Source organism: Mycoplasmopsis synoviae ATCC 25204 (assembly GCF_000969765.1).
GTDB lineage: Bacteria > Bacillota_I > Bacilli_A > Mycoplasmatales > Metamycoplasmataceae > Mycoplasmopsis > Mycoplasmopsis synoviae.
Genome location: NZ_CP011096.1, coordinates 561,576 through 588,450, shown reverse-complemented (window position 1 = coordinate 588,450; position 26,875 = coordinate 561,576). Strand labels below are relative to the sequence as shown.

General features: G+C 24.6%; 14 protein-coding genes, 5 tRNA genes and 3 pseudogenes. 16 read left to right on the top strand and 6 right to left on the bottom strand.

All coding sequences use genetic code 4. The features are described 5' to 3' along the window. Positions 1-342 precede the first annotated feature (342 nt). The 15 genes and pseudogenes from VY93_RS02580 (at position 343) to VY93_RS02505 (ending at position 24,926) form a co-directional block, all read left to right on the top strand. Positions 343-1,170, top strand: coding sequence for a type II restriction endonuclease (locus tag VY93_RS02580; protein WP_020002749.1), 828 nt, complete (start codon positions 343-345; stop codon positions 1,168-1,170). Positions 1,171-1,662: 492 nt separating this feature from the next. Further along, positions 1,663-3,351 (top strand): annotated as a pseudogene (locus VY93_RS04035) (IS1634 family transposase). A 92-nt stretch (positions 3,352-3,443) separates the two neighbouring features. Then, positions 3,444-3,590 (top strand): hypothetical protein, encoded by a 147-nt coding sequence (locus VY93_RS04250; RefSeq protein WP_020002762.1) that lies wholly within the window; start codon positions 3,444-3,446, stop codon positions 3,588-3,590. 128 nt (positions 3,591-3,718) lie between these two features. Next, entirely contained in the window at positions 3,719-8,446 is a 4,728-nt protein-coding gene (locus VY93_RS02560; protein ID WP_020002761.1) for an MGA_1079 family surface serine endopeptidase, read from the top strand. A gap of 339 nt (positions 8,447-8,785) precedes the next feature. Further along, a pseudogene (gene mip, locus VY93_RS04570) lies at positions 8,786-9,932 on the top strand (Ig-specific serine endopeptidase MIP); the annotation flags it as partial. A gap of 28 nt (positions 9,933-9,960) precedes the next feature. After that, on the top strand, positions 9,961-12,039 hold the full coding sequence (locus VY93_RS02550; RefSeq protein WP_046128346.1) for a putative immunoglobulin-blocking virulence protein: 2,079 nt from the start codon (positions 9,961-9,963) through the stop codon (positions 12,037-12,039). Then, positions 12,005-13,483, top strand: a complete 1,479-nt coding sequence (locus VY93_RS04030) for an MSC_0624 family F1-like ATPase-associated membrane protein (RefSeq protein ID WP_117274826.1) — start codon at positions 12,005-12,007, stop codon at positions 13,481-13,483. The genes VY93_RS02550 and VY93_RS04030 overlap by 35 nt, the downstream gene beginning before the upstream one ends. Continuing rightward, positions 13,452-13,982 (top strand): MSC_0623 family F1-like ATPase-associated protein, encoded by a 531-nt coding sequence (locus tag VY93_RS02540; protein ID WP_020002820.1) that lies wholly within the window; start codon positions 13,452-13,454, stop codon positions 13,980-13,982. The genes VY93_RS04030 and VY93_RS02540 overlap by 32 nt, the downstream gene beginning before the upstream one ends. Next, positions 13,975-14,859, top strand: a complete 885-nt coding sequence (locus VY93_RS02535) for an MSC_0622 family F1-like ATPase gamma subunit (protein ID WP_020002819.1) — start codon at positions 13,975-13,977, stop codon at positions 14,857-14,859. Before VY93_RS02540 ends, VY93_RS02535 begins: the two co-directional genes overlap by 8 nt. Then, positions 14,859-15,317: an MSC_0621 family F1-like ATPase epsilon subunit gene (locus tag VY93_RS02530; RefSeq protein WP_020002818.1), complete on the top strand. Its 459-nt coding sequence runs from the start codon at positions 14,859-14,861 to the stop codon at positions 15,315-15,317. The genes VY93_RS02535 and VY93_RS02530 overlap by 1 nt, the downstream gene beginning before the upstream one ends. After that, positions 15,308-17,320, top strand: coding sequence for an MSC_0620 family F1-like ATPase-associated subunit (locus VY93_RS02525; protein ID WP_020002817.1), 2,013 nt, complete (start codon positions 15,308-15,310; stop codon positions 17,318-17,320). Before VY93_RS02530 ends, VY93_RS02525 begins: the two co-directional genes overlap by 10 nt. Further along, entirely contained in the window at positions 17,310-18,854 is a 1,545-nt protein-coding gene (locus tag VY93_RS02520) for an MSC_0619 family F1-like ATPase alpha subunit (protein ID WP_020002816.1), read from the top strand. Before VY93_RS02525 ends, VY93_RS02520 begins: the two co-directional genes overlap by 11 nt. Further along, a complete protein-coding gene (locus VY93_RS02515; RefSeq protein ID WP_020002815.1) occupies positions 18,854-20,212 on the top strand; it encodes an MSC_0618 family F1-like ATPase beta subunit in 1,359 nt (452 codons plus the stop codon). The genes VY93_RS02520 and VY93_RS02515 overlap by 1 nt, the downstream gene beginning before the upstream one ends. 170 nt (positions 20,213-20,382) lie before the next feature. After that, on the top strand, positions 20,383-22,773 hold the full coding sequence (mip, locus tag VY93_RS02510) for an Ig-specific serine endopeptidase MIP (protein ID WP_046128345.1): 2,391 nt from the start codon (positions 20,383-20,385) through the stop codon (positions 22,771-22,773). Positions 22,774-22,802: 29 nt separating this feature from the next. Next, on the top strand, positions 22,803-24,926 hold the full coding sequence (locus tag VY93_RS02505) for a putative immunoglobulin-blocking virulence protein (protein ID WP_046128344.1): 2,124 nt from the start codon (positions 22,803-22,805) through the stop codon (positions 24,924-24,926). Between the two features lie 80 nt (positions 24,927-25,006). Here the strand turns inward: VY93_RS02505 and VY93_RS02500 are convergent, their stop codons facing one another. From VY93_RS02500 to VY93_RS02475, 6 genes are all read right to left on the bottom strand, one after another. Then, complete coding sequence (locus tag VY93_RS02500; protein WP_011283600.1) at positions 25,007-25,978, bottom strand: L-lactate dehydrogenase; 972 nt, start codon at positions 25,976-25,978, stop codon at positions 25,007-25,009. A gap of 139 nt (positions 25,979-26,117) precedes the next feature. Continuing rightward, positions 26,118-26,193 (bottom strand) — tRNA-Phe (locus VY93_RS02495). Position 26,194: 1 nt separating this feature from the next. Beyond that, positions 26,195-26,271 (bottom strand) — tRNA-Asp (locus tag VY93_RS02490). Between the two features lie 4 nt (positions 26,272-26,275). Next, positions 26,276-26,352, bottom strand: a tRNA-Met gene (locus VY93_RS02485). Positions 26,353-26,394: 42 nt separating this feature from the next. Continuing rightward, positions 26,395-26,485, bottom strand: a tRNA-Ser gene (locus VY93_RS02480). Position 26,486: 1 nt separating this feature from the next. Further along, positions 26,487-26,562 (bottom strand) — tRNA-Ile (locus VY93_RS02475). A 54-nt stretch (positions 26,563-26,616) separates the two neighbouring features. On the opposite strand from VY93_RS02475, the pseudogene VY93_RS04025 reads away from it, so the two are divergent. Further along, positions 26,617-26,868, top strand: a pseudogene (locus tag VY93_RS04025) (IS1634-like element ISMsy1 family transposase); the annotation flags it as partial. Positions 26,869-26,875: the final 7 nt, after the last annotated feature.

Below are 26,875 nucleotides of genomic sequence, written 5' to 3'. Positions count from 1 at the left end.
TTTTAGTCTAAAAACAAATAACTTCTAACAAAAAACAGGCATACTCTTAATTATCAATTAATGAAAGATGAAAACAACTACAAAGAAATAAAAGCAGTTTAAATTTTGTTTCCTATTAAAAAATGAAAAAATACAAAAAAATATTCAACTCTAAACTATTGTCTAAAAATTGTCTACAAATAAATGTAGTTTAAATTTTATATCCATTTAATGCTAAGATGTTGGAAAAATTATATTTGAATTGATTATAATGTTAATTATTTGGAAATATCAAAACAAAAATATTTCGATTCGATGAAAAAGTGATAAAAAATGAGAAATTTTAATGAATGATTGTCAACGATGAGAGATAGCATAGCAACCTATGATTATTACACTGATTTTAAAAAAGTTTATACTAATACTGATTCTATAAAAATAGAACTAAACATTTTGAATAGTCTAATTGGTTCATCTTCTATTAGAAATGATTTTTTGACGTTGTTGAAACAATACCCTGAAGTACTAAAAGCAATTCCAATTTTAATTGCTAAAAGAGAATGTGAAATTAAAGTTACTGATATTGAAAGCACAAAAATATTTAATTTTATTAATGCCAATTATTCAGCTGAGGAATACGCTGATTTTATGGAAAATACAGGTCTTTTTGATCTTATCTCGAAGCATCTAATTAATAATCTTTTTGATTATGTAATGGGCGTTGAAGTTGGAATGGATACTAACGCAAGGAAGAATAGAACAGGTGATGTTATGGAAAATATCATAGAATCTTATCTGGTTAAATCCGGCTTTATAAAAAATAAAACCTATTGAAAAGAAATGTGTAAAAGTGATATCGAAAAAATTTTTGGCATTGATCTTTCAAAAATAAGTAATAATGGTAAAACAGAAAAACGTTTTGATTTTGTTTTTATTAAAGCTGAAAAAGTATTTGCTTGTGAATGTAATTTTTATAATAGTGGCGGTTCTAAACTTAATGAAACTGCTAGAAGCTATAAAAATCTAGCTTTAGAAGCAAAAGAAATATCCAATTTCACCTTTGTTTGGTTTACTGATGGAGTTGGTTGAAATTCAGCTAAACATAATTTAGAAGATACCTTTGATGTATTAGACACCATTTATAATTTAAATGATTTAGAAACTGGTAATTGTGCAGTTTTAAATGACTAACGATTTAATTTATAACGTTATTTAATGAATCAAATTTAAAGTTGTATTTGAATAATGTTTTTTATACTTATACCTATTTTTAAGGATAAATCTTATTCTAGAAAGTACATATTTTAAAGTTTTGGGGATTTTTCCTAAGAAAATAGAAAATATTGTTGAATAATATAGATTGATTAAGAGTTAAATAATCGTACTAAAATGATATTTTTTATCATAATAATAGTGGACGATGTGAAATAAATTATTATCAAAGAAAATAATTCTGACAATATTAAACATGGAATAAATACTTTAATAATTGATTCATTATTTTAACAGAAAGTAAAATTTATTTTTATGAATTCAGTTGTGTAAAAATAATTGTTTAACTAAGAGAAAAAATTAGAATAATAACCCGAGTTTCCAAGTTGGAAGCTCTTTTTTATACCTTTTACCTTATTATTTATATACATAGTATATAAGTACATTTTTTAATTATTTTAATTTTTTACAATGATTACAATGATAATAATGTATAATATAAATATGAGTAACTACATTCTGTATAAAAGAAAAAACCCAAAACAAATTTACATTGCATTAGGAATATCAAAAGGATACGGTAAAGGGATTGGTAATTTAGTTGGATTAGGTTATTGAGAAGAAATTAAAGAAAAATATTCTCTACAAAACATCGATGATTTAAAACAAATTGCTAGATTGGTTCCTGTTGGAGAAAATAAAATTGAAGTTAAAATCAAATTTTTTCAATTACTTAACCCGACATCTGTCGAAACAAATATAAAAAACGTTGGTATTGAATTGATTTATAAAGTAATTAAAGAACTAGATTTATTTAAAGGATTACCGAAAACTAAACACAAATCTTTAGAAGAAGTATTGGAATTTATTGTTGCAACAAGAATAATTCAACCAAGAAGTTATATTTGTCAATACAAAAACAAAAATGACTTTTTACATAAGATAGATATAAAAAAAATCTTCAATTTATAACTATTTCGATACTTTTTTAGAATATAAAAATGCAATTTTAGTCAATATTTATAACAAAATGCAAGAATTGACAACTAGAAACGCAAAATTAATGCATTTTGATAATACAACTATTTATTTTCAAAGTTTTTTAAGAGATGCTTTGAAATAAAGAGGTTTTTCTAAAGATGGAAAGCATGATGAAGATCAAATTGTTGTGGCTATGGCAGTTGATAATAATGGCATTGCTTTTCACTATAAAGTTTTAAAAGGAAATACTGTAGATTCTAAAACTCTTGTGAAATTTTTAATCGAAATGCAAAGAATTTACAAAACAAAAGACATAATAATTGTTGCTGATAAAACTATTAGTCAAAATGCGAATTTAAGATATTTACAACAAAAAGGATATAAATATATACTTCAGAAACGTATTGATATTCTTGGAAAAGAAGATAAAGCATTTATAGTAAATAAACAAGGCTTTGTTCAAGAAAATGAGTATTTTACTAAATCTAGATTCGTTTAATCTATTTGAGCTAAAAACAAAAATAAAAAAAGAGATAGCGATACATTTAGAAAACAATTTGTCTATTTTAGCCCTTCAAAACAAACTTTAGACAAAATAAAAAGACAAAATCTTATTAATAAATTGAAAAAAAGTCTATTAAAGGTGAATTGCCATTAAGTGCTTTGGCTTCTGAATATAAGAAAAAGTATATTAATGTAGATGGTAAAACAGTAGCAAGATTAAATATTGAAAAAATTAAAAAAGTGGCTAATGAAGATGGCTTTTATATGATTGAAACGAACATAACAAATTTAAATTCAAAAAAAGCCAATGAAATATATAATAGACAATGAAAAGTGGAAGAAAGTTTTAGAAGCTTAAAATCAGCAATCGAAGTTAGACCGATATACGTTTATAAAGACGAGCATATTCAATCTCATGTATTTTTATGCTTTTTGTCTCTAATTGTTTTGAAATATTGCATTTATAAATTAAAGAAGTTTTATAAAGATAATGAAGAGATCCAAAAACTGACAATGAATATGTTTATAGATGCATTGAAACTTATAACAATCACAACAAAGACTGTCAATGGTAAAATTGTAAGTGAAATCAAGAATAATTTAGACCCAGAACATAAGCAATTAAACAAAATATATAGTGATTTTCAATATGCGGTTAATGGTCTATCATTGTAATTTAAAAGTGCAAAAAACGAATACACCTTATTTATAGGTGTATTCGCTTTTTTCTTCATTACAACTTGGAAACGCAGGAAAAGCAAGCTTTTATGATTGATGATTCATTAACTATTGAAAAATTATTAAGTACTCAAAATTCGCAATTATTAGATGCTGTTAGATATACAGTAGGCGAAGGAATTGAAAAAGTAGTTACTGATTTTGCTGCAGAAGTGGCTCAACAAATGAATAAATAATTACTTTTAATAATAAATTATTAAAAAAACGACTTAAATACAAAATAAAAAAGTCGATTTTTTTGAATTATATATAATTAAATTATCTCAATTAATAATGAAATTATATTATTGATAAAAGGAATAAAATGAAAAGAAAATTTAAATTATTATTAGCTCTTAATGCCTCAAGCATTTTTGTTTTAACTCCTTTGCTTACTGCTTGTGTTAATCGTGAGGCTATAAATGAAGAATTAAAACGTTTAAATGCTAATAATTTTGACTTTAATTATCCTAATAAAAATCAAACTTATGCATTAGATGTTAAAGCAGAACAGTTTACAACTAATTCTAATGATCAAATAGAATTAGTTGAACCAAAAATAATTGAGCAAGTTAATCAGGAAGCTAAAGCAACTTTACAATATCGTTTAAAAAGTTTAAAAACTAATTTAAATGCTGAAATAATTAGTGATATTTTAACTAAAGAAATATCTGGATTTAAACAAGGTTTATCTTTAGAGGAATTAATAACTAATGAAAAAGAAAAATTAAATAAAACTAATTTTACTTTTGATTATCCTGATAAAGAAAACACTTTTACCGAAGAAGCTAAATTAGAAAAAATTCAAATTAAAACAAATAATAATTATCAAAATGAAGAGTTAAAAAATCTTACTCATGATTTAAAAACAAATAGTATAAGTTTTGAATATCAAATTTTTATAGAAAATTTTTATGGACAAAAAATATCTTCAAATGTTAAAAAAGTTACTATTTCAGGATTTAAAAATAAACAAACTTTTGAAAATCAAAATAGTGTAGATACTTTTTTAGCATCTTATACAATTGCTGAAAATCCTTTAATTAATCAAGATTTAAATATTAAACTTTATTCAACTAGTATTTCAGAACAAAATGCTCCTTATTTTTTAAATTTAGTAAATGATAAAGAAATAAATTTAAAAATTAAAAATATCAAAATAGATGATAATAATTTAAATCAAATTAGTTTTACTTTAGTGGCTCAAAAAGGTGATTATACTAAAGAAGAACAAAGAACATTTACTTTTAAAAATGATGTAGCTTCTTTAACTAATGGTTTGAGTTTTAACTCAATTGAAGAATTATATGATGTAGATTATGCTTTTTTAAATTCTCTAGCAGGAAATGATTTAAGAAATAAAACTAATTTGTTAAATAGTGCTTTTAGTAAAAAAGTAGAAAAATTAAATAATTTATTTGATTATGAAATTAATTGACAAAAATCAAAAAATGATATAACACAAGTAGAAAAAAAAGTTAGAGATGTTAATCGTCAAGTAAAAAATGCTAAAGCTTTTGTTTTAAAATGAAATTTAGTTGTTGATGTTAAATTAAATGGTAAAACTATTAAAAGTTTTAATAATTTAAAAACAGCTGATAATCGTAATCAACACGATTATTTTGGTGGTAATTATTTATATACTTATTTACTTAATGATGATTTTAATGTCACATATAAACCTAGTCAATATTATTTAACCAATGCTAAATTTAATAATAATAAAACGGATGAAGTTTTATTAACTTATATTAATAATACTGCTGAAGAAATTAAAAAAACTAACGAAAAATATAAAAATATTACTACAACAGGCAGATATCCTACTTTAAATCAAAATGATGCATTAAGCAGAGAATTATTCAAAGAAATTGTTCTAAAAAGCTTTGATTTTAATCTTAATGGTTGACAAATTGAAGAAGTTGTAAGTTATTTAAATAATGATACTGATAAATTTAATTATTTTTATTTTCAACCAAATAATTTAGTTAAATTATTATTAAAATTAACTAAGAATAATCAAGTTGTTTATTTACCTCTAATTTTTAACAATTTTAATTATGATATTAATCAATTAGAAGATGCTTTTTTTGTTAATTTAGTTACTGGAAATAATATTTCTAAAATACTTTCACAAGTAAAAATTAAAAAAAATAATGATACACATCAAAATTATTTAGCTTCTAAAATTTATGATAATTTAAATGATTTTTATGAATTGCCTGCTAATGGACGCTATCAAATTAAATTTTTAACTAAAGATCAAACTAGACTTGGTTTACCAAATAAACCAGTTCAACACTTTAACGATATCAAAGGTGAAGCAATTGTTCAATTTGGCTTATTTGAAAATGGTAAATATACTGGCATTAGCACTTTAGGTTATACTTTAAAATATTTTAAAACTATAGAAGAAAGTGATTTTTATCCAGCGAGAAATTGATTTAGTGCAAATGATTTTAATGATGCAACCAAATATACAAAACCTCAAGCAAACATTATTAATGAAATAGGTAAAATTAATAGTACAAACTTTATTTATAATTTTGTACAAGGTTCACCAAATAATCAAAATGATTTAAGAACCAGAAGAACTTTGGATCCTAAGTTATTAGTAGAACAAAAAGCTTTTGCACAATTAAATCATTTATTAACTATGGTTAATAACAATAGTTCACAAAAACAACATGATTTAATTAAAAATTCAACAGATTTAGTAAATAATGTCAATATAACTAATTTATTAAAAGATTATTATGTTTATTACTATGATGTTAACAATCCTAAAGAAAATAGTTTAAGTTTTAAATTAGGTTTTATTAACAAAACTAATAGTAATATAAGATATAGCGCTAATAAAGATATTACTTTAGAAAATCTTTATAATGATTATCAATTAGAAGCTTATCCTGAAGCTTTAATAAACAGTATTACTTTGAAAAATTTCAATGTTAAAGTAGATGTTCTTAAAAATCAAACGTCAGCAACATTGTTAAATTATTTTAAAACTAATAAAAATATTAATAATAATTATTTCAATTTAACTGAAATAAGCTATAACAATTGAAAATTACCCAATTGAAATGATTTAAAAATAGCTGAAGTAAAAAATATTGAAAATAGAATTTTTGTCAGACTAAAATATTCAAAATACATTTTTCCACAATATGTCAATAGACCTAAAGATATTTTAGGTGATACATGATATGAAATTGGTCATTTTAGTGATTGAACAGATGATAATTTAACTGATGAACAAATTTTAAACTTTTTAAGTGCTCAATATAATATGAAAAAAGTCTTTTTAGCTAATGGTAAAATTTTAAGACAAAGAAAAATTAAATTAAATTACAAAGATAATTATTTTGATTTAAGCAATAACAAAAAAGAGATTACTTGATTATTTAAAAAAGATTATTATAACCCATTATTAAAACAAGATAAGGTAACTAATGCTAAAATCAATTTTGAATTTTTTACCAATATTTTATATTTAGACGAGAATCGTTACAAGAGAGTTTTAGATTCTCAACAAAATTTAAATATTACTTTAGATTGAAATGAATTAGTAAAACAAAAAACTCTTATTTTTAAAAAAGAAACTCAAAGTGTTAATAATATTAAAATTGATTTTACTTTAACATTTACTTTAAATGAAGAAGGTATTCATTTTAGTTATAGATTAAGTGATGATAATGATTATTTAATAGTTGCAAATAATATAGCTGAAACTCTTTATTATCATCAAAAAACTTTGCCAGAAGTTAAATTCGATAAAAATAAAGCAATTTACTTTAATCAAAATTTTGGAGCTAATATTAACATTCAATACCAAAATGAAATTGAAAACGAGACTTTTAGCAAATATCAAAGTAATAAATTTGATTATCAAAATTTAAGTATAACACCTGAAAATATGCCCTTTTATATTTATAATGAAGCTTATAATCATGGTGAATTATTTAAATATAATCCTAATGAAAATTTAATTTATAAATGACATGAAGGATATAAACCTTCAGTTGAATTTATGCATTTAAGTTATGATGATCAAAGAATTAAAGATATTAACAATCGAGTTTTAGCCTTTAATAATGGTTCTTCTTTAATGCTTGGTAAAGTTAATAAAGATAAACAAGATGGCAAATATTACTTTATTACTAATAATCATGTAGTTAATAACAATAATACAATTGAAACACCTTGAGAAAATGCCTGAAAAACAAATGCTAATTTCACTTTAAATGGAACTAATAAACATGTTATTTCGGCTGATGCTAAAAAAGGTGTAGACAATGAAAACGCTACTTCTACACCAATTTTTACTTTCTGAACAGGATATAAACAATATAATGATGACGGCGAAATACATGTTGATAGTAAAGATAAAAATAAATTAGCTGTTTTACCTGATTTATCTACTTACATGATTGATGTTAATAATATTATTAATAATCTTAAAAAACAAGGCAAATTTAGCGCTGCTTTATGATTTGAAAATCTGAAAAAATTACCAAATTTAGGCATAAGCGATTACAATAAAGATAATATTACTTATTTTTTAGAAATGCACAAAGCTGTTAATAAAAGCCCTAGTTTTGAAAATAAATTGAATTTTTCAACTAATCGTTTAATAACAGGTTTTCCTGGTTATAAACAAATTGGTTATATTTATAATGATAGTACTATAGGAAGAGCAAGAGAAAGTTATCAAAGAACTTCTGTAGAAACTAGTTATGCCCCAATATTCTTTAGAGGCGGTTTAAGTGGTACGGGAGTAGTAGATGATAGAGGTAATTATATTACTAGTTTAAATGCTGCATCATTCTATAATTTTGCTACTTCATATTACAATTATTCTGTAGCTTGAAATAATGATAAAAATAAATATGAAAAATTTAATTGATTTGGTTTTGCTCCTAATATTGAACAATTATATAAATTAGCTAATAAAAATTCTCTTGCTTCAACTTTTTTAAAATTAAGTTCTTGAGATAGTACAATCGAAATACCTGAATGAGTATTTAATCCTAAACAATTACACAAAAATTAATTATTGATATTAAAAAATAAATTAAATCATAATATCAAGTAATATTAATTTCATAAATTTAAATAAAATTTTTAGAAAATTTATTATTAAATTAAATATTTAAATTATTAAAAATACGCATTTTAAAAACTAAAATGTGTATTTTTAATATATTTGACTAGAAATAATTTATTTAAAAATTAAAACCTGAGTTTCCAAGTTGGAAGCTCTTTTTTATACCTTTTACCTTATTACTTATATACAATGAGAAACTTTGGATTTAGAATTTAGAAAAGAATATGATCAAGCTAAAAGACAAATTGATAAAGGTTTTTAGGAACTACAAAACAAATTTCTTTAACACATTTTAATGAAAATACGCCATTAAATCAATGATTAAATGTTAATGATTTAGCTTACACTGCAGAAAAATTTACTTTAAACCAGAACAAGTTAAATTAGTTTATGCTGGTGTAGATTTTCTTAAAACAAGTCCTAAAGATTATATAGATCCTCCTTCTCCAATTAGTCAAATTGAAGAATCGGCCGATTTTGCTGTTCTTGAAATCGATTTTAATCATCCAAGCGGTGTAAATGATACTTACAAATATACTACAAGAAATACCTTACAACCAACAAGCGATCAAGAAAATGTTGTAGAAAATGCCAGAGAATTAGCTAAAATAGCTACTTCAAATTATGCAAATTGAGAGAAAAAAGATCAAATTAGTTTTATTTCTAAATCTTTAAAAGCAACTTATGAAGAAGATCAAAAAGCTATTATTAATGATGTTACACTTACTAATGGTCAAAAAACAAATGCTAAAAAAGCTAGTTTAAACTTTATTTCAGTGGGATTCCCAATTTCTTCAACTGATAATCACTTAGAAAAAACTTATGATACTGTTGTTGATCAATTAGAAGAAGATAGTCAAAGTTTATGAATTAATAAACCAATTTATATAGCTGAAGGTAAAGAAAATAGTATTATCGGAACTAAAGAATACGGCGGTATTTAAGTATTAGAAACTTTTTAAATATGCCCGGAATTACTGATTTTACTATTTCTAATCCTTTAATTCAAGCTGAAAAAAATGTTGGTTATGTTTATAATTTTATAAAAGATACTGAGTCAAATTATCAAGCTAATCAATATACTAATTATGGATTAGGTTATTCTCTTAATTCATGACAACCATTAGGTGGGGCTTCTGGCTCAAGCTTAAGAACAATTGATAATAAAATCGTAGGAACTAATTTTGCTACAGCAGATGGAGCCGGTGTTTCTTTAACAGCATTTACTCAAGCTTTTAGAAGTGAAGGTGAAAGTTACAATGGTTTTTATGGTAAATACCAATTAGAAGAATATGATTTAATTTATGGTGGTGGTAAAAATCAAAGAACTTCATACCGTCAAGCCTTAGAGTCATTAAACGCAAATATTAAAACAGCATTATTCCCTAATGGAATAAATAAAATTCCAGAAGAATTTAAATTCAAAAATTAATAAAATTTTAATATTTTATGGAGGAAGCATGATAAAAGCAAAAAAGATTAAATTATTAATTAATTTTGGTGCTATTAGTATTTTAGGTGTTGCTGGAGCAGTAACGGCTAAAGTTATAATTGATAATTCTAGTGATAAAGCTAGAGACTTAAATGTTATTATTGTTTCAAGAGGTGATAAATCAGTTTTAAATTTAAAAAATGTTGAAACTGATGATATTAATTCCTCAAATAAAGATAACAATTTAAAAGAAATAAAAGAAGAAACAATAACTCCTGTAGTTAACGATAAAGAAGAAAATCAAGTTGAATCTCCTGTGGAACCTGAACCTCCTGTGAAACCTAAACCTGAGCCTGATCCGGAACCTATTCCAGAACCCGAACCTAAAAAACCAACAATAGAAGATATGTTACCTCAATCTTCTGAAGGTATTGTTAATATAAATAATTTACCTGATTTAGATTTTAGTACGCTCAAACCTGTGGAAACTCCTAAAGGTCAATTAAGCGAAACAGAAAAAAGAACTATCAAAACAGCAATAAATAATTTAGTAAGAATTTCTCAAAATATTCCAACTAAATTCACACAAGAACAAATTGATGAAATTAATAAATCAATTAATGATATAAGAAAATTAAACGCTTATACAAAAAATGAAAAAGATAATGATTGAAGTTCTTTATTAAATGGTTTAATTGTAAATGATGGTAGAACTACTGAAGAAAAAGCAAATGCTATTGGCTGACCTTATAAAGATAATTGGCACAATTATTCGTTGTCATTTAAATTAATGTGAGAAAACTATCAAAGAGATCTTGATGCTATGTTAGCTAAAGGTATGGTTCCTAGTTTACAATGAGGTTCATTCGGTAATGTTTGAGGTTTTGCTGATCATAGTGATAACGTAGTAAGAAATAAATTAATTGCAGACAATAATAGAAGATATTTTCCTTACAATACAGAATATAAAAGAACTTCTGGTGTAATTCGTAATTTAGATTACGAAGGATTTAGTAAAACAGATGTAACAAATAGTTATAGAAATTACGGTGCGGAATCAAATAAAGGTATTACTGTATTAGAATATACTCCAACTAGTGATTATGCTAAATCACAAGTTGGCACAAAAAGAGTTATGGCAGTACTTGATGCAACAAATAGAGAAGGATACAATAGTTTCCTTAAATTCTTACAAGATGCAACAAGAGCAGGCAGAAAAATTGATGGTATTGTTATAAGGAACATGGGATTAATTGATAAAACTCAAGATTTTAGCCAAATTCTTTCTAAAATGCCTGATTCAATTCAAAAATTAACGCTATTTTTCGAAGGCAAAGACACTTCATCATTAATTGGTTTGAAAGACAAAAAAATTCAAGAAATTGATTTATATAATTCAAGCAATACTATAGCTGATGATTGAGCTATAAATCCTTATGCACTTAAAGGAGTAAAAAATATTACTTTTGATTATAACTATGACATAGGTTTTCCTGGCATACCTGGTAATAATCGTGATATGCCTGGATCAATAGTATTTAATACTTTAAAATTTGATAAAGGTATGTCATTAAATCAAATTAATGAAGGACTTAAAATTGCTCTTAACGATAGATTTGGTGAGAGAATCTTCCAAGGTCAATTTGGAGATGGCTCATGACCAACTTACTTAGATTTTTCAAATATACCAGAAATAAGAAGTTTACAAGATATGAATTTTTATGATCGTGTTTTTAAGAAATTAACTTTATTTAATAAGACTAATGTTTTCACTGTTGATGCAAAAACGCTTCATTTACAACAATGATCAGCTTTATTAATTAAAGGACCCGATCGTCCTAAGTTAATGTTTGTTTCTCCTCAAAAAGTTGATACACTTTATATAAAAGGTAACGCGGTTGATTTAGGCAATAATTGAGGTCCAGAACTTTATGGATTAATTGAATCAGGCAAAGCAGTTTTCAATACTGTATATGTGGACAATGAAGTAATGGCAAATACATTAAATAATTCTCAAGCCTTTACTACTTTTGGTAAAAGAGCAATTGTAAAACCAAGCAACTTTGATACTAATGGAGGAAATAGTGAAATCATCTCGTTTGAATAATTCAAAAGTTTTAAGATTCAATTGAGAAAAAGAAAATATTTTAAGAGTTATAGCTTTATCTACTCTGTTTATCTTTGTTGTTATTTTTGGCTTCTTATTTGAATTTGCTATGAAGCATTTAAGTGTTAATTTACTTTCTTATGAAGATTTGTTTAACACTTCTTATACTTTACATAAAGGATCAAATTTCTATGTATTTTATACTGTAATTCTCTTTGGTCTTTTAATAATAATAAGTACTATGAAAAGTTATTTTTTAGTCAATAAAAATAACTTAAAATTTTCTAAATATATTACATGGTATGTTATTTATAATTTTTATGCTTTAGCTTTATTAGTTTTATTTGCTTTTAGTTTAAATGTTAATTCTAATACACAAGCTAATACTTTATTAAGAAATTCTTTTGTAATTATTCCATTATTGATTATTGATTTAAGTTATGATTTCTTTAGTTTAAGTATGCAAAAAAAATACTTTACTTTAGATTTAAAAAAGATTATTTTAGAAATAAGTTATTTATTAATTAAAATTGTTTTAATTGTAATAGGTTTTTATGTTTTACAAGTTTTTTTAGCTGATAAACAAATTACCGCAATATTTATTAATAATTCTTTTATTAATCATTTACAAAGAATTTTTGTTGTTACACCAATTTATAAAAATTTAATTATATTTGCTTTAATTTTTGTTTTTGCTTTAATGATTGCACATAAATTTTTTGCTAATAAAAATAAAATCTTTAATTCAGTTATAAGAAATAAAATATTAAAACACTTAGTTCAAAACTTTTTAATGTTATTTTTAGCATCGATAATTTTTGCTTTTTATGCTTTATTCAAAACTAAAACAAAAGAATTAATTTTTAAAATTGAAAATAACAATGAATTAATTATTTTTGTTTTAGTAATTTCTTTAATTATTTTATTATCTTTAAGTTTTATCTTTTTAACTATTTTTTTACAAAAATGATTTAATAATTTCGATCAAAAAAAATATTTTATTTTAAATTTATTAATTAATTCTTTTTTACTATTAATTGCAAATTTATTATTAAATTTTCAAAATCGCTTAATAATTAATATTACTTGTTTAACTTTAGTATTTATTAATTATTTAACTCTACTTTTAAAAAATAAATATAAGTTAAATTCTTTTGAAAATTTACTTCTTTGTTTTTATCTTATAGCGGGTAGTGCAATTTTGATTTTTAGTAATTTATTATATTTAACTACGAATGAAAATAATTATTATTTATTAGTTTGAACACATATTTTTGATATAGCAACCGTATTTGTTTTAGCTTCTTTAGTTATAAGTTTATTAATGGTAATTTCACCAATTATTTATGCTATTTTAACTAAAATAATTAAAAATATCATAAATAAAGAAAACATTAAGAAAGGCAAAGAACATGTTCAAAAAGCATCAAAAAAATCTAACTAAAAGTAAAAAAATAAGCAATAATCAAAAAATTATTCTTGAATTTAATAAAAAGGCTCAAGAATATAAAAACAAAATTTTACAAGAATTTAATAATGTAAAAAATACTAATAATTTTATTGACTATGAACAATTTTGAAATTCTTTTTCTTTAAAATTCAATCATTCTGAAGAAGAATTAAAAAATCATTTATTTACATTATTAAAAAATTTCTTTGTGTCAAAAAAGAATTTAGTTTTGGACCAATTTGTTTTAACTTTTAGTCGTGATCCAAGATTTAATTTGAATGCTTTTGTACCTAAAATAGATTTTAAAGCTAATTCAAATGTTGCTGACATTGATTTAACTTCAAATAATGATGCAATAAAAGCAAATTTAAATACTTTTTTAAACAATTTATTAGATAACAATTTTAAAATTGAGTTTTTAAGAGATTGTATTATCTTTAAAAGTCAATTAGGATATAAATTATTTATTGGGGAAAAATTTATCGATGAATAAAAAATCTATTGAAACTAGATATAATTCCTTAAAAAAAATTTATAAAATTGTTGAATCTAACAAAAATATTACTCTAGTTAATTTATTAAAACTTTCTAGATCAATTAGTTTTTATTTAGATCGTATGAATTATTCTAAATACATAATTGAAGAAGTTTTAAAAAAATTTAGTTCTGATCAAGCTACTTTAAATAAAAAAAATAATTTAATTTCTTTTACTAAATTAAAAACTTTATGAGTTTATATTAGTGAAGAGGAAAAATATAGTACTAATTCATATCAAAAACATGAAAAACATTTAGTTAATGTTATTGATAAAAATAATGATCAAATTATTGTAATTGGTGAAAGAGCAATTAGATTTGCACAAAAACATAATTATCACATATTATTCAGTTACAAACAAAATGAAATTACTTATTTAAGTCAAATTCTACCTAAAATTATTATTAATAGTTTTCAAACTCAAGATTTTGTTAATTTAAATGTTATAATTAATTCTTCAAAAATCAAACAAAAACATATTCAATTATTACCTATTTACGAAAATAATTTTGTCTTAAAACATCATCAATCTTCATCTTTATTTAAATCAAATTTATCTTCTCATAAAATAGGACAGAATTTAGATGAATTTATCAATTCTGAATTAGAATCATATTTAATTTTTGCTTTATATACTTTATTAACTGAATCAGCATTAATTTACGAAAAATATAAATTGGTTGCACAAAATAGTACTTTAAATGACCTTGAAGAAAAAATTAAATTTCAAAAAAGAACATTATTGAAAGCTAAAAGAGAAAAAGAAATTGAAGAAATTTCTATTTTATCTAAGAAAAAAGATTTATTACATGAAAAAGGCGGACAAAAATAATGATTCAATTAAATCTTTTATCTGCTAAAAATATTCAAACAACAGTAAAAGCAACTGATTTTAAAGTTAATTTTAATTTAAATGATAAATGAAATAAAATTGAAAATAATGCTTTATTAAGTTTTCAAAATGTTTTATGTTCTTTAACTTATAATAAAAAAGAATATTTTATTTTCTTTGATTCATTATTAATTCAAAGTAATAAAGGTCAAATAAATTTATATTACAATCAAGAATATTTTGTTTATGAACAAAATGATAAAAACAAAAATGAATTAAAAAAACTTAATCAAGAATATAGTAAATTGAAAAAAGACATTCTTTTAAAAACATTTCAAATTAATGAGAATAATAACGCAAGCAATATTGCTAATTTACTAATTTTAAAACAAAAAGCTTACCGTTTAAAAGCTCAAATTTATTTCTCTCTTTTCGCATGTGAGGAACCATGAAAATAAAAAAACTTTTATCTTTTGCTCCTATTATTAGTACTATTCCAATTGTTTTTGTTTTATCAGCAGAAACAGATAATAATTCTAATAATAATAATAATAATAATGAAAATGCCCCTAAAGAAAAAACTGATTTTGTAGCAGCAAAAGAAAAACAAAAACAAATAATATCAGAGAGATTGCCCGAAATATTAGATAATGCTATTAAAAATATTGATTTAGAAATAGCAGAATTAGAGAGAAAAAACGAAGTAGAACCCAATATTGAAAATTTAGTAAAAATAGCTTATCAAAAGAAAGTCATTCAATATTTGAATAATAATAAAGAAAAAATGGTTGCTGATCCATTGGCAAATGGATTAAATTTTATTTTTGATGATCTTTTATTTAGTCCTTCTTATTATTTTGCTAATGTTAAATATTTAGGAAATCCCTATGATAATGTAATGATTGGTGAAAGCAATCCTTTAGATTATGCTAAAACTAAGGATATAGATAAAAACAGTAAAATTGATTATGGAGAAGAAAAAAAACTTATTGAAAATAATTTAACTCAAGAAAAAATTTTATTGCAGCATGGAACTTATTTAACTAATTTTGCAAATGATTGAAAAACTATTTTTGTAAATGAAAATGATTTTCCTAATTATGAAAATAATCAAAAAAGATTCGAAGTTAAAGCAGATGGGTCAATAGAACTATTACCTCCAGAAGGTTATGAAAATTTTGATAGTTTTATTGCAAATAATATTAACAAAAGATCATTAGAGTTTGACTTAAAACAAAATAAAGAATTCAATGAACCAGAAGAAATGCCACAGCCTCCAATTCCTCCTATTTTACCAATAGATCCAGAACCTGTGGAAGGTATTGAAATTGATGTGGCTCAAGAAAATGTACCGCGGCTAAGTCCTATTTTAAGAGCTGATTATTTATTAAATAGTAATCAAAATTTAATTAATTTATTAAATACTAATAGTACTATTTTTAATCAAGACGCAATTTTCTTTTTTAATCCTATTTTACAAAATATTAGTTATCGTGTTATTGAATTAAGAGAAGATCAAAATGGTAATTTACTTGCAAAAATTCAACTAACAAATAATACCAATAACACACAAACTACTTATGAAAGAACAGTAACTAAATATAATGATAGTAAATATGTACAATCATTAGAAGTTGCTTCTAATGCAATAAATCAAATGATGCAATATTATTACAATGCTTTAAATATTAAAGCCGATTTAGATTTAAGCGTTTTAGGCAATCGTAATTTATCAATAGCAGTTTTTAATCAAATTTTTCTAGCTATACAAACAATAAATTCATCTCAATTTAAAATTTTACAAGATGCGTTAATTCAAGATCAAAAAAATAATACAACTATTAAAGCTAATAATGAAACTTTTACTAATGAATTAACAAATGAAAATTTAATTAGTTTAATGGCGGATTTATTTACTAATTCTATTCATAATCAAACTATTTCTCGTTTATCATACTTTAGTTATTTAACAAGTACTTATCGAGAAATTTATAACAATTACTTAAAACAATTAAAAGATGTTCAATTAAATGAACTTATTACTAAAAATTTTGCCTTATTAAATTTAAATATTGAAAATTTAAATAAAGCAATTAATTCTTTACCACTTTTAATTCTTGATTTAGATCGCATTAATAGTGAAAATAATTTTGATCAAGAACAATTTAAAGCTTTTAATACTAAATTAGCATTATTACAACAACAATTTTTAAATTTAGCAGTTTTAACACAAAATAAAACTTTAGATCAAGATAATTTAGAACAAGAAAGTTCGCAATATTTAAAAGCTTATAATGATTTAATTATCAAACAAAATTTAACATCAAATGCTACAAGCACTACTACTTTAATTACTTTAGGTGTTGTCATTGCCGTTTTAATTGTTAGTGTGATTACATTAAGCATTATGAATTCAACTACTAAAAAACAAAAAATAAAGGAATTAAATAATGGAAAATAAATTATATATTTCAGCTGTTTCTGATTATGTTGTTGAAATAAGCGGCAAAAGTTCTTTTAAACAAAATGAACTTTATCATTTAGCAAATAATAAAGATGCTATTTTAATGGTTATTTCTGCTAGTGAAGATAAAGCTTTTTGTTTAATTAAATTAAATCAAGAAGATTATAAAATTGGTTCTGAAGTTGTTAAAGCAACCAATAGTAACCAAACTATTGAAACTACTAATGATTATTTTGGCAAAATTATTGATATTTATGGCAAAATATTACACCAGCAAGAATTTATTAATTTAAATTTAATTAATTTTCTTCCTCAAAAAAGTCATATTTTTAATGTAAATAATCATTTAATGACTTATTTACCTTTAGAAGAACAATTAAATACTGGTTATTCATTAATTGATTTACTTATACCTATTGGTAAAGGACAAAGAGAATTAATTATTGGTGATAGAAAAACAGGTAAATCATTTATAGCTTTAAATACTATTATTAATCAAAAAGATAAAAATGTAAAATGTATTTATGTAGCAATTGGTCAAAATCAAAATGAAATTGCTAATGTTTATGCTTTATTAAAAGAACATGATGCACATAAATATACCATTGTAATCAATGCTCCAAGTGAAAAACCATATGAACAATATTTAGCTCCATACATAGCAATGGCTCATGCTGAAAATTTATCTTATGAAAATGATGTTTTAATTGTCTTTGATGATTTAACTAAACATGCAAATATTTATAGAGAAATTGCTTTATTAATTAACAAACCAGTAGGTAAAGAAGCCTTTCCTGGGGATATGTTTTATGCTCATGCGAGATTATTAGAAAGAAGTGGTAAATTTAAAAATCGTAAATCAATTACTGCTTTACCAATATTACAAACAGTAGATAATGATATTACTTCTTTAATTGCTTCAAACATTATTTCTATAACTGATGGACAAATTGTAACTAATAGTGAATTATTTGCTTTAAATAAATATCCAGCTATAGATGTTAATTTATCTGTTTCTCGTATTGGCAGTTCAGTACAAAATAAATTAATGAATAATACTGCTAAAACAATTGGTAGTTTATATAAAGCCTTTAAAAAACAAGCTAAATTAGTAGCTGTCAAATACGATTTAAATGATGATATTAATTCTTTAATGCTTTCTGGTGAACAAATTGAAAAAATGTTTAATCAAAAAGGTATTACTTCTTACAATGAAAAAGATATTTTCTTAGTTTCAAAGTTAATTGAATGAAATCTTTTAAATAATTTAAATGATGATGATATTCACTTGGCAATTAGATTTTTAATTGCTTATGAAAAAGAAAATGCTGAATGTGCAAAAGTAATTAACGATTTAATTAATAATCAAGTTAAAGATGAAAATTTAGTTAAAGAATATTTTGTTTATTTACTTGCTAAATTCTCATTAAAATACAAATTAAATTGAAAAATAGTAGCTAAAAAAGTTTTTGCCATTGTTGACGAAAAAACTTTAGATAAAGTATATAAACAATTATTCGGAGATAAATAATGAGTGCTAAAATAACTAAAATTTGATCTGATGTTGTACAAGTAAGTTTTACTAATGAAGCTTTACCAGCAATTAACACTTTATTAAAAACTGCTAATAATGCTTATTTAATTGTTAAAAAAGTCATTGACGAAAAAACTCTTTTAGCTGTTTTAGTTGATTCACAAGATAATTTGGCAATTGGCCAAGAAATTCAAGTTCTAAATCATTCATTCCAAGTGCCAGTTGGCAATTTATCTAAAGGACATATTTATGATATTTTAGGTAATAATTTAAGTAGCCCAGAAATTACTAATGTTACTAAAGTTGAAATGAATTCAACAATTAAAAATAATACTAACTATACTAAAAAACACCAATTATTAGTTACTGGTATTAAAGCAATTGACTTTTTTGTGCCTATTTTTGAAGGGGATAAAATTGGAATTTTTGGTGGAGCAGGTGTTGGTAAAACTGTGTTAATGAAAGAAATTATTTTCAATTTATCAAAACAAAAAGAAAACACTTCTGCTATTTTTATAGGTTCTGGTGAACGTTCAAGAGAAGCTATTGAACTTTATAATGATTTAAGCGAATCTAATTTAATGAAAAATTCAGTAATGTATGTTTCTCGTATGAATGAAAATCCTGGAGCAAGAATGAGCATTGTTCCAGTAGGTATTACAGCTGCTGAATATTTAAGAGATAATAATAAAGAAAATGTCTTATTATTTATTGATAATATTTTCCGTTTTTTACAAGCTGGAAATGAAGTTGCCGCTTCTTTAGATAAAAAACCTTCAATCGGTGGTTATCAAGCAACTTTAAACACTGAAATTTCGCAAGCAGAACAAAGATTATTTAATAATGAAAATGGTTCAATTACTTCCTTTCAAACTGTTTTCTTACCAATGGATGATTTGTCTGATCCTTCAGCTGTAGCTGTATTTAATCACTTAAATTCTTCATTAGTGCTTTCAAGAGAAATTAGTGCTAAAAATATTTTTCCTGCTTTTGATCCTTTAGTTTCTTCATCAAATAATGTTAATCCTGAATTCATCGGTCAAAGGCATTATAATGCCATTTTAGAAACTAAATATATTTTGCAAAAATATAAAGAAATCGAAGATGTTATGTTAATTTTAGGTTTTGATGAATTAGACGATGAATCTAAAACAATTGTTAAAAAAGCTTTACAATTACAAAAATTCTTCTCACAAAATTTCTATACGACAGAACATTTTACACTTAAAAGTGGTGTTTTTGTTAAATTGGAAGATACAATTAGTTCAGTTGAGAAAATTTTAAAAGGTCAATTTTTAGATTTAAATCCAGAAAAATTCTCATATATTGCTTCAGTAGATGATATTAAAATTTAAAAAATAAAAAATTCATTTTAGAACTTTTTACTATATAGAAAATATATTGATTTGATTAATTTTGCTTTTAAAACAGCATTTTGATCAAGAAAAAAAGTAATCTTAAACTTTTTATAATTCATTAGAATTATAATTATAAAAGAAAATTTTTAATTTTCTTAAGGAGTATTATGAAATTAAAATTCAAACATTTACTTTTAGGTAATGTTTTGTTGTTAACTGGATTAACACCTTTGATGGTAGCTTGTGTAAATACAAGTTCTAAAAAACAAATAGATGATAAAACTAATCCTACAACTCCATCAGACGAAGAAAAAAGAGCTAGCGATAAACACGGAGGTTTAGTAGAAGTACAACCAGAAAGACCTTCAATTAACTTACCAGGCACTAATCCAACTAATCCGACAATTCCAACTAATATACCAGGAAAACCACAATTGGCTATTGATAATATTGAAGCATATAGAAAATTATCAACAACTGAAAAAAATAAAGTTGATTTAGAGGGCTATGTTAATGCTTTAAGTAGATTACATGGTGGATTAGAAAATGTGCAAAATATTATTTCTCAACGTTATAACATTCCTGCTTTAAATGAAACTCAAATTCAAACTTATAATCAAAAAGCCGCAGCAGCAAATCAACCTGATTATGCTAGTGCTCTATTAAGAAATTTTTCTATAGTTAATGATAATAATTATTTATATGTAAATCCTATTAGAGATTCATCAAAAGCTGCTTATTGAAATTCAACACCAGGTAATCGTGGTTTACCAAGATATTTACCTAATGAGATTTATAAAAAAGCAGCAATGCAAACATATGCAATTGAATTTTTCAATCGTAATTCAGAATTAGAAAAAAATCCCAAAGGTATCTCAAAAGCTTATTTAACTTACCGTGGTACTGCATGGATTTTAGATTATGAATTAGATAGTAATGGTTATCCTACTAAATGATATTTAGCAACTAACGCTCACGTAGCAGCTGGTTTTATGAAAGCTAAAAGTGATGGTTCAAGATTTACTAACATAGTTGATTTAAATGCTGAAAAAAAACGTTTTGAAAAAGCTCAAAAAACTTTTGATGAAGGACAAACTAAATGAGAAAAAATAAGTAAAAATTATTTAGATAAAATTGAAAGATTGCACGCTGAAGTTAATAGATATCATGGTTTAAAACAACAAGCTGAAACAAACGGCAATGCTGCTAAAGTTAGCGAATATGAAAATTTAATTAAAAAAATCCAAGATAATGATTTACCTGCTGCATATCAAGAAAAAGATAGCAAAACTTTAGAAGAATGAAATAAATTACCTTTTGAATATCGCAAAGCTTGATCAGATTCACAAGAAACTCTAAAAGGAGGTTTCTTGGGAGAAACTACAAGTATTGTTATTAGTCATTTTAATCAAAATACTCCTTTAAACCAATGATTAAGAACTAATGCAGTAGCTCCAACTGTAGAAAAATTTACTTTTAAACCAGAACAAGTTAAATTAGTTTATGCTGGTGTAGATTTTCTTAAAACAAGTCCTAAAGATTATATAGATCCTTCTTCTCCAATTAGTCAAATTGAAGAATCGGCCGATTTTGCTGTTCTTGAAATTGATTTTAATCATCCAAGCGGTGTAAATGATACTTACAAATATACTACAAGAAATACTTTACAACCAACAAGCGATCAAGAAAATGTTGTAGAAAATGCCAGAGAATTAGCTAAAATAGCTACTTCAAATTATGCAAATTGAGAGAAAAAAGATCAAATTAGTTTTATTTCTAAATCTTTAAAAGCAACTTATGAAGAAGATCAGAAAGCTATTATTAATGATGTTACACTTACTAATGGTCAAAAAACAAATGCTAAAAAAGCTAGTTTAAACTTTATTTCAGTGGGATTCCCAATTTCTTCAACTGATAATCACTTAGAAAAAACTTATGATACTGTTGTTGATCAATTAGAAGAAGGTAGTCAAAGTTTATGAATTAATAAACCAATTTATATAGCTGAAGGTAAAGAAAATAGTATTATCGGAACTAAAGAATACGGCGGTAGTTTGAATCCTACTTTAAGTATTAGAAACTTTTTAAATATGCCCGGAATTACTGATTTTACTATTTCTAATCCTTTAATTCAAGCTGAAAAAAATGTCGGTTATGTTTATAATTTTATAAAAGATACTGAGTCAAAATATCAAGGTAATCAATATACTAATTATGGATTAGGTTATTCTCTTAATTCATGACAACCATTAGGTGGGGCTTCAGGTTCAAGTGTAAGAACTATTGATAATAAATTAATTGGTATTAACTTTGCTACAGCAGATGGAGCCGGTGTTTCTTTAACAGCATTTACTCAAGCTTTTAGAAGTGAAGGTGAAAGTTACAATGGTTTTTATGGTAAATACCAATTAGAAGAATATGATTTAATTTATGGTGGTGGTAAAAATCAAAGAACTTCATACCGTCAAGCCTTAGAGTCATTAAACGCAAATATTAAAACAGCATTATTCCCTAATGGAATAAATAAAATTCCAGAAGAATTTAAATTCAAAAATTAATAAAATTTTAATTATTTTATGGAGGAAGCATGATAAAAGCAAAAAAGATTAAATTATTAATTAATTTTGGTGCTATTAGTATTTTAGGTGTTGCTGTAGCAGTAACGGCTAAAGTTATAATTGATAATTCTAGTGATAAAGCTAGAGATTTAAATGTTATTATTGCTTCAAGAGGTGATAAATCAGTTTTAAATTTAAAAAATGTTGAAACTGATGATATTAATTCCTCAAATAAAGATAACAATTTAAAAGAAATAAAAGAAGAAACAATAACTCCTGTAGTTAACGATAAAGAAGAAAATCAAGTTGAATCTCCTATGGAACCTGAACCTGACCCAGAAGAATCTAATAAATATTTTAGTGATGTAACTAAACCAATAGAAAATCCTCAACCTGAACCTCCTGTGGAATCTAAACCTCCTGCGAAACCTGAAAAACCTGATGTAAGTAAATTATTACCTAATTCTAATCCTGGATATGTAAATATAGATAGTTTGCCGGATTTTGATTTTGCTATTGATAAACCTAAAGAAAATCCTGTTGGCAAATTAACAGAAGAACAAACTAAAACTATTAAAACTGCAGTGTCTACTTTAGTTAATTTAACTAAAGATTTACCAGAACAATTTACTAATGAACAAATTGAACAAATTAACGATGCAATTTATAAAATAAGAAAATTAGGTGCAGCAACAAAAAATGAAGGCAAAAAGGATTGAACACTTTTATTAAAAAATTTATATAATAATGATGGTAGAACTACAAGCGAAAAATCTAAAGCTATAGGTTTTCAAATTATCAATGATGCTTACAATTTACCTAAAGAATTTAAAGATATGTGAGCTAATATTGAAAGAGATTTAGATAAATTTTTAGCTAAAGGTATGGTGCCAAATATTCAATGAGGTTATACTGGTAATTCTTGAACCTTTATAGATCATTCAGATAATGTAGTAAGAAATAGAATGATATCAAATCATCAAAATAGATATTTTGCATATGATAGTGAATATAAACGTAATTCTAAAGTTATTCGTGATTTAGATTATGAAGGTTTTAAAAAACAAGACGCAACTAATAGTTTTATTCAATATGGAGCAGGAAGTAACATTGGTATAACTGTTTTACAATATACACCTGAAGGCGAATTTGCCAAAAGTAAAGTTCAAGGCAATCGTTTAATAGCTGTTTTAGATGCATCAAATGTTGCAGGTTATAATAATTTCCTTAACTTTTTGAAAAAAACAGAACAAGCCGGACAAAAATTGGATGGTATAGTTATAAGAAATATGGGCTTAATTGATAAATATCAAGATTTTAGCAAAATATTAGCTCAAATGCCAGATTCAATACAAAAATTAACTTTATTCTTTGAAGCTAAAGACACTTCATCATTAATTGGTTTAAAAGATAAAAAAATACAAGAATTAGATTTATATAATTCAAGCAATACAGTAGCTGATGATTGAGGTATTAATCCATATGCTTTAAGAGGAGTAAAAAATATTACTTTTGATTACAATCATGAATCAATCACTACTTCTACGGTCCAACCTAATAATAAAAATATGCCCGGTTCTATAGTATTTAATACCTTAAAATTTGATAAAGGCATGACCTTAGATCAAATTAATGAAGGACTTAAAATTGCTCTTAAAGATAGATATGGCGAGAGAATTTTTCAAGGAGCATTTGGTGATGGTTCATGACCTACTTATTTAGATTTTTCTAATTTACCTGAAATTAGAAATTTAAAAGACATGAATTTTAACACTAGAGTATTTAAAAAATTAACTCTTTATAATAGAACAAACGTATTTGAAACTGATGCTAAAACTCTGCACGAGCAACAATGAACCGCATTATTATTTAAAGGTCCTGAAAGACCAAAATTGTATTTTCTTTCTCCACAAGAAGTTAATACCTTGTATATAAAAGGTAATGCCATAGATTTAGGCGATAATTGGGGTAGAGAATTATATTGCTTAATCGAAGCAGGAAAAGATGTTTTCCAAACAGTTTATGTAGATAATGAAACAATGGCTCAAGTATTAAATAATTCACAAGCTTTTAGACAATTTAATAAAAAAGCAATAGTAAAACCTGCAGGCTTTAATAATAGCGCTGATAATTCTATTGTTTCTTTCGAATAATATAATTAAAAAACTGCTATATAAGCAGTTTTTTAATTATTGTTTTTCAAAAATAAAATAAAAAAGAATAAGTTTAATACTTATTCAAAATCCATATCAATGTTTATTAATTTTAAAGTATCTTTATGCACTTTAGCCATATGAGATGTTGATGCTTCAAATTGTTTTAATTCATTATTATTAAAATTAGGTTTAACACTTAAATACTCATAACCATTTTTTCCAACAATAACTGGTATTGAAATATAAATTCCTGCGTTTTTGTAATTAGCAGGTAATTTTACACCAATATTCATTACTTGTTTTTTATTATTTAAAATAGCATCAGTAATTTCATATAAAGATGTTCCAATACCAAATTGAGTATTGCCTTTTCTTGAAAAAATATAGAAAGCTTCATCAATAGTTTGTTTTAATATTTGATTTAATTCGTTAGATTTAAGTTTCTTGCTTTTAAGTAAATTTTCTAAAGTAGCATCTCCAATTTTTACAGTAGATCAAAGAGGAATAGCGCTTGAACCGTGTTCTCCTAAAATACTTGCCTGTACAGAATCAGCATTAACATTAAATTTTTGAGCAATAAATTTTTTAAAACGTGCGGAATCTAACAATGTTCCTGTAGAAATAACTTTTTTAAATGGTAAATTTGACGCATAAGTAAATACTGAAGCCATAACATCACAAGGATTAGCCGCAACTATAACTATACCTTTGAATTTAGCTTCTTTTAATTGATCACCAAAAGACTTCATTAATTTTGAATTAGCCTCAGCTAGTTTTAAACGATCACTAAAATCTTTATTAGCAGGAATTGATGCAGTAACAATTACTATGTCAGCGTCTTTGGCTTCTTGTAATAATGTGCCTACCTTAAAAGTAGAATTATTACGAGGCATTAGAGCAATCATATCTTGAAAATCATGTACATGAGCTTGGCAAATTTCTTCATTTTTATCAACAAAAACAAAATTTGCTTGCAAACCTCTAGCTAAAGCTATATTGACAAATGTAGTACCTACATTTCCCATACCTATAACAATAATTTTTTTCATAAAACCTCAGTTATTTAATTATTAATAAAATATCTAAATAAAAATAAAGTTCAGTACTAATTATACTAAATTTATTAATTTATTTATTGTTTAAAAATAATAAAAAAAACTTCGTTTGAAACGAAGTTATACTTTGATATGGTGGCTCCGGCAGGAATCGAACCAGCGACACACGGAGCTTTAGTCCGTTACTCTACCAACTGAGCTATAGAGCCATGGCGGTCCAGACGGGAATTGAACCCGCGATCTTCTCCGTGACAGGGAGACGTATTAAACCACTTTACCACTGGACCATAATGGTGGCGGAGGTTGGACTTGAACCAATGACCTCAGGGTTATGAGCCCTGCGAAATACCAAACTTCTCCACTCCGCGATATATAAATTTGTTTTGGCGTTTTCGTTAGAAAACGAATGACGGGTGATGAGAGATTCGAACCCTCGCGGGCCCGTGAAGCCCCTGACAGTTTTCAAGACTGTTCCCTTCAACCAGGCTTGGGTAATCACCCATGGTGGACCCAACAGGATTCGAACCTGTAACCAACCGGTTATGAGTCGGTTGCTCTAACCGTTGAACTATAGGTCCAATTAACAGTTAGGCATATTCCATAATTGGGTAGCGTCGATGAGATTCGAACTCATATGCTTTTTGTCTCTAATTGTTTTGAAATATTGCATTTATAAATTAAAGAAATTTTATAAAGATAATGAAGAGATCCAAAAACTGACAATGAATATGTTTATAGATGCATTGAAACTTATAACAATCACAAAAAAGACTGTCAATGGTAAAGTTGTAAGTGAAATCAAGAATAATTTAGACCCAGAACATAAGCAATTAAACAAAATATATAGTAATTTTCAATATGCCGTTGATGGTCTATCATTGTAATTTAAAA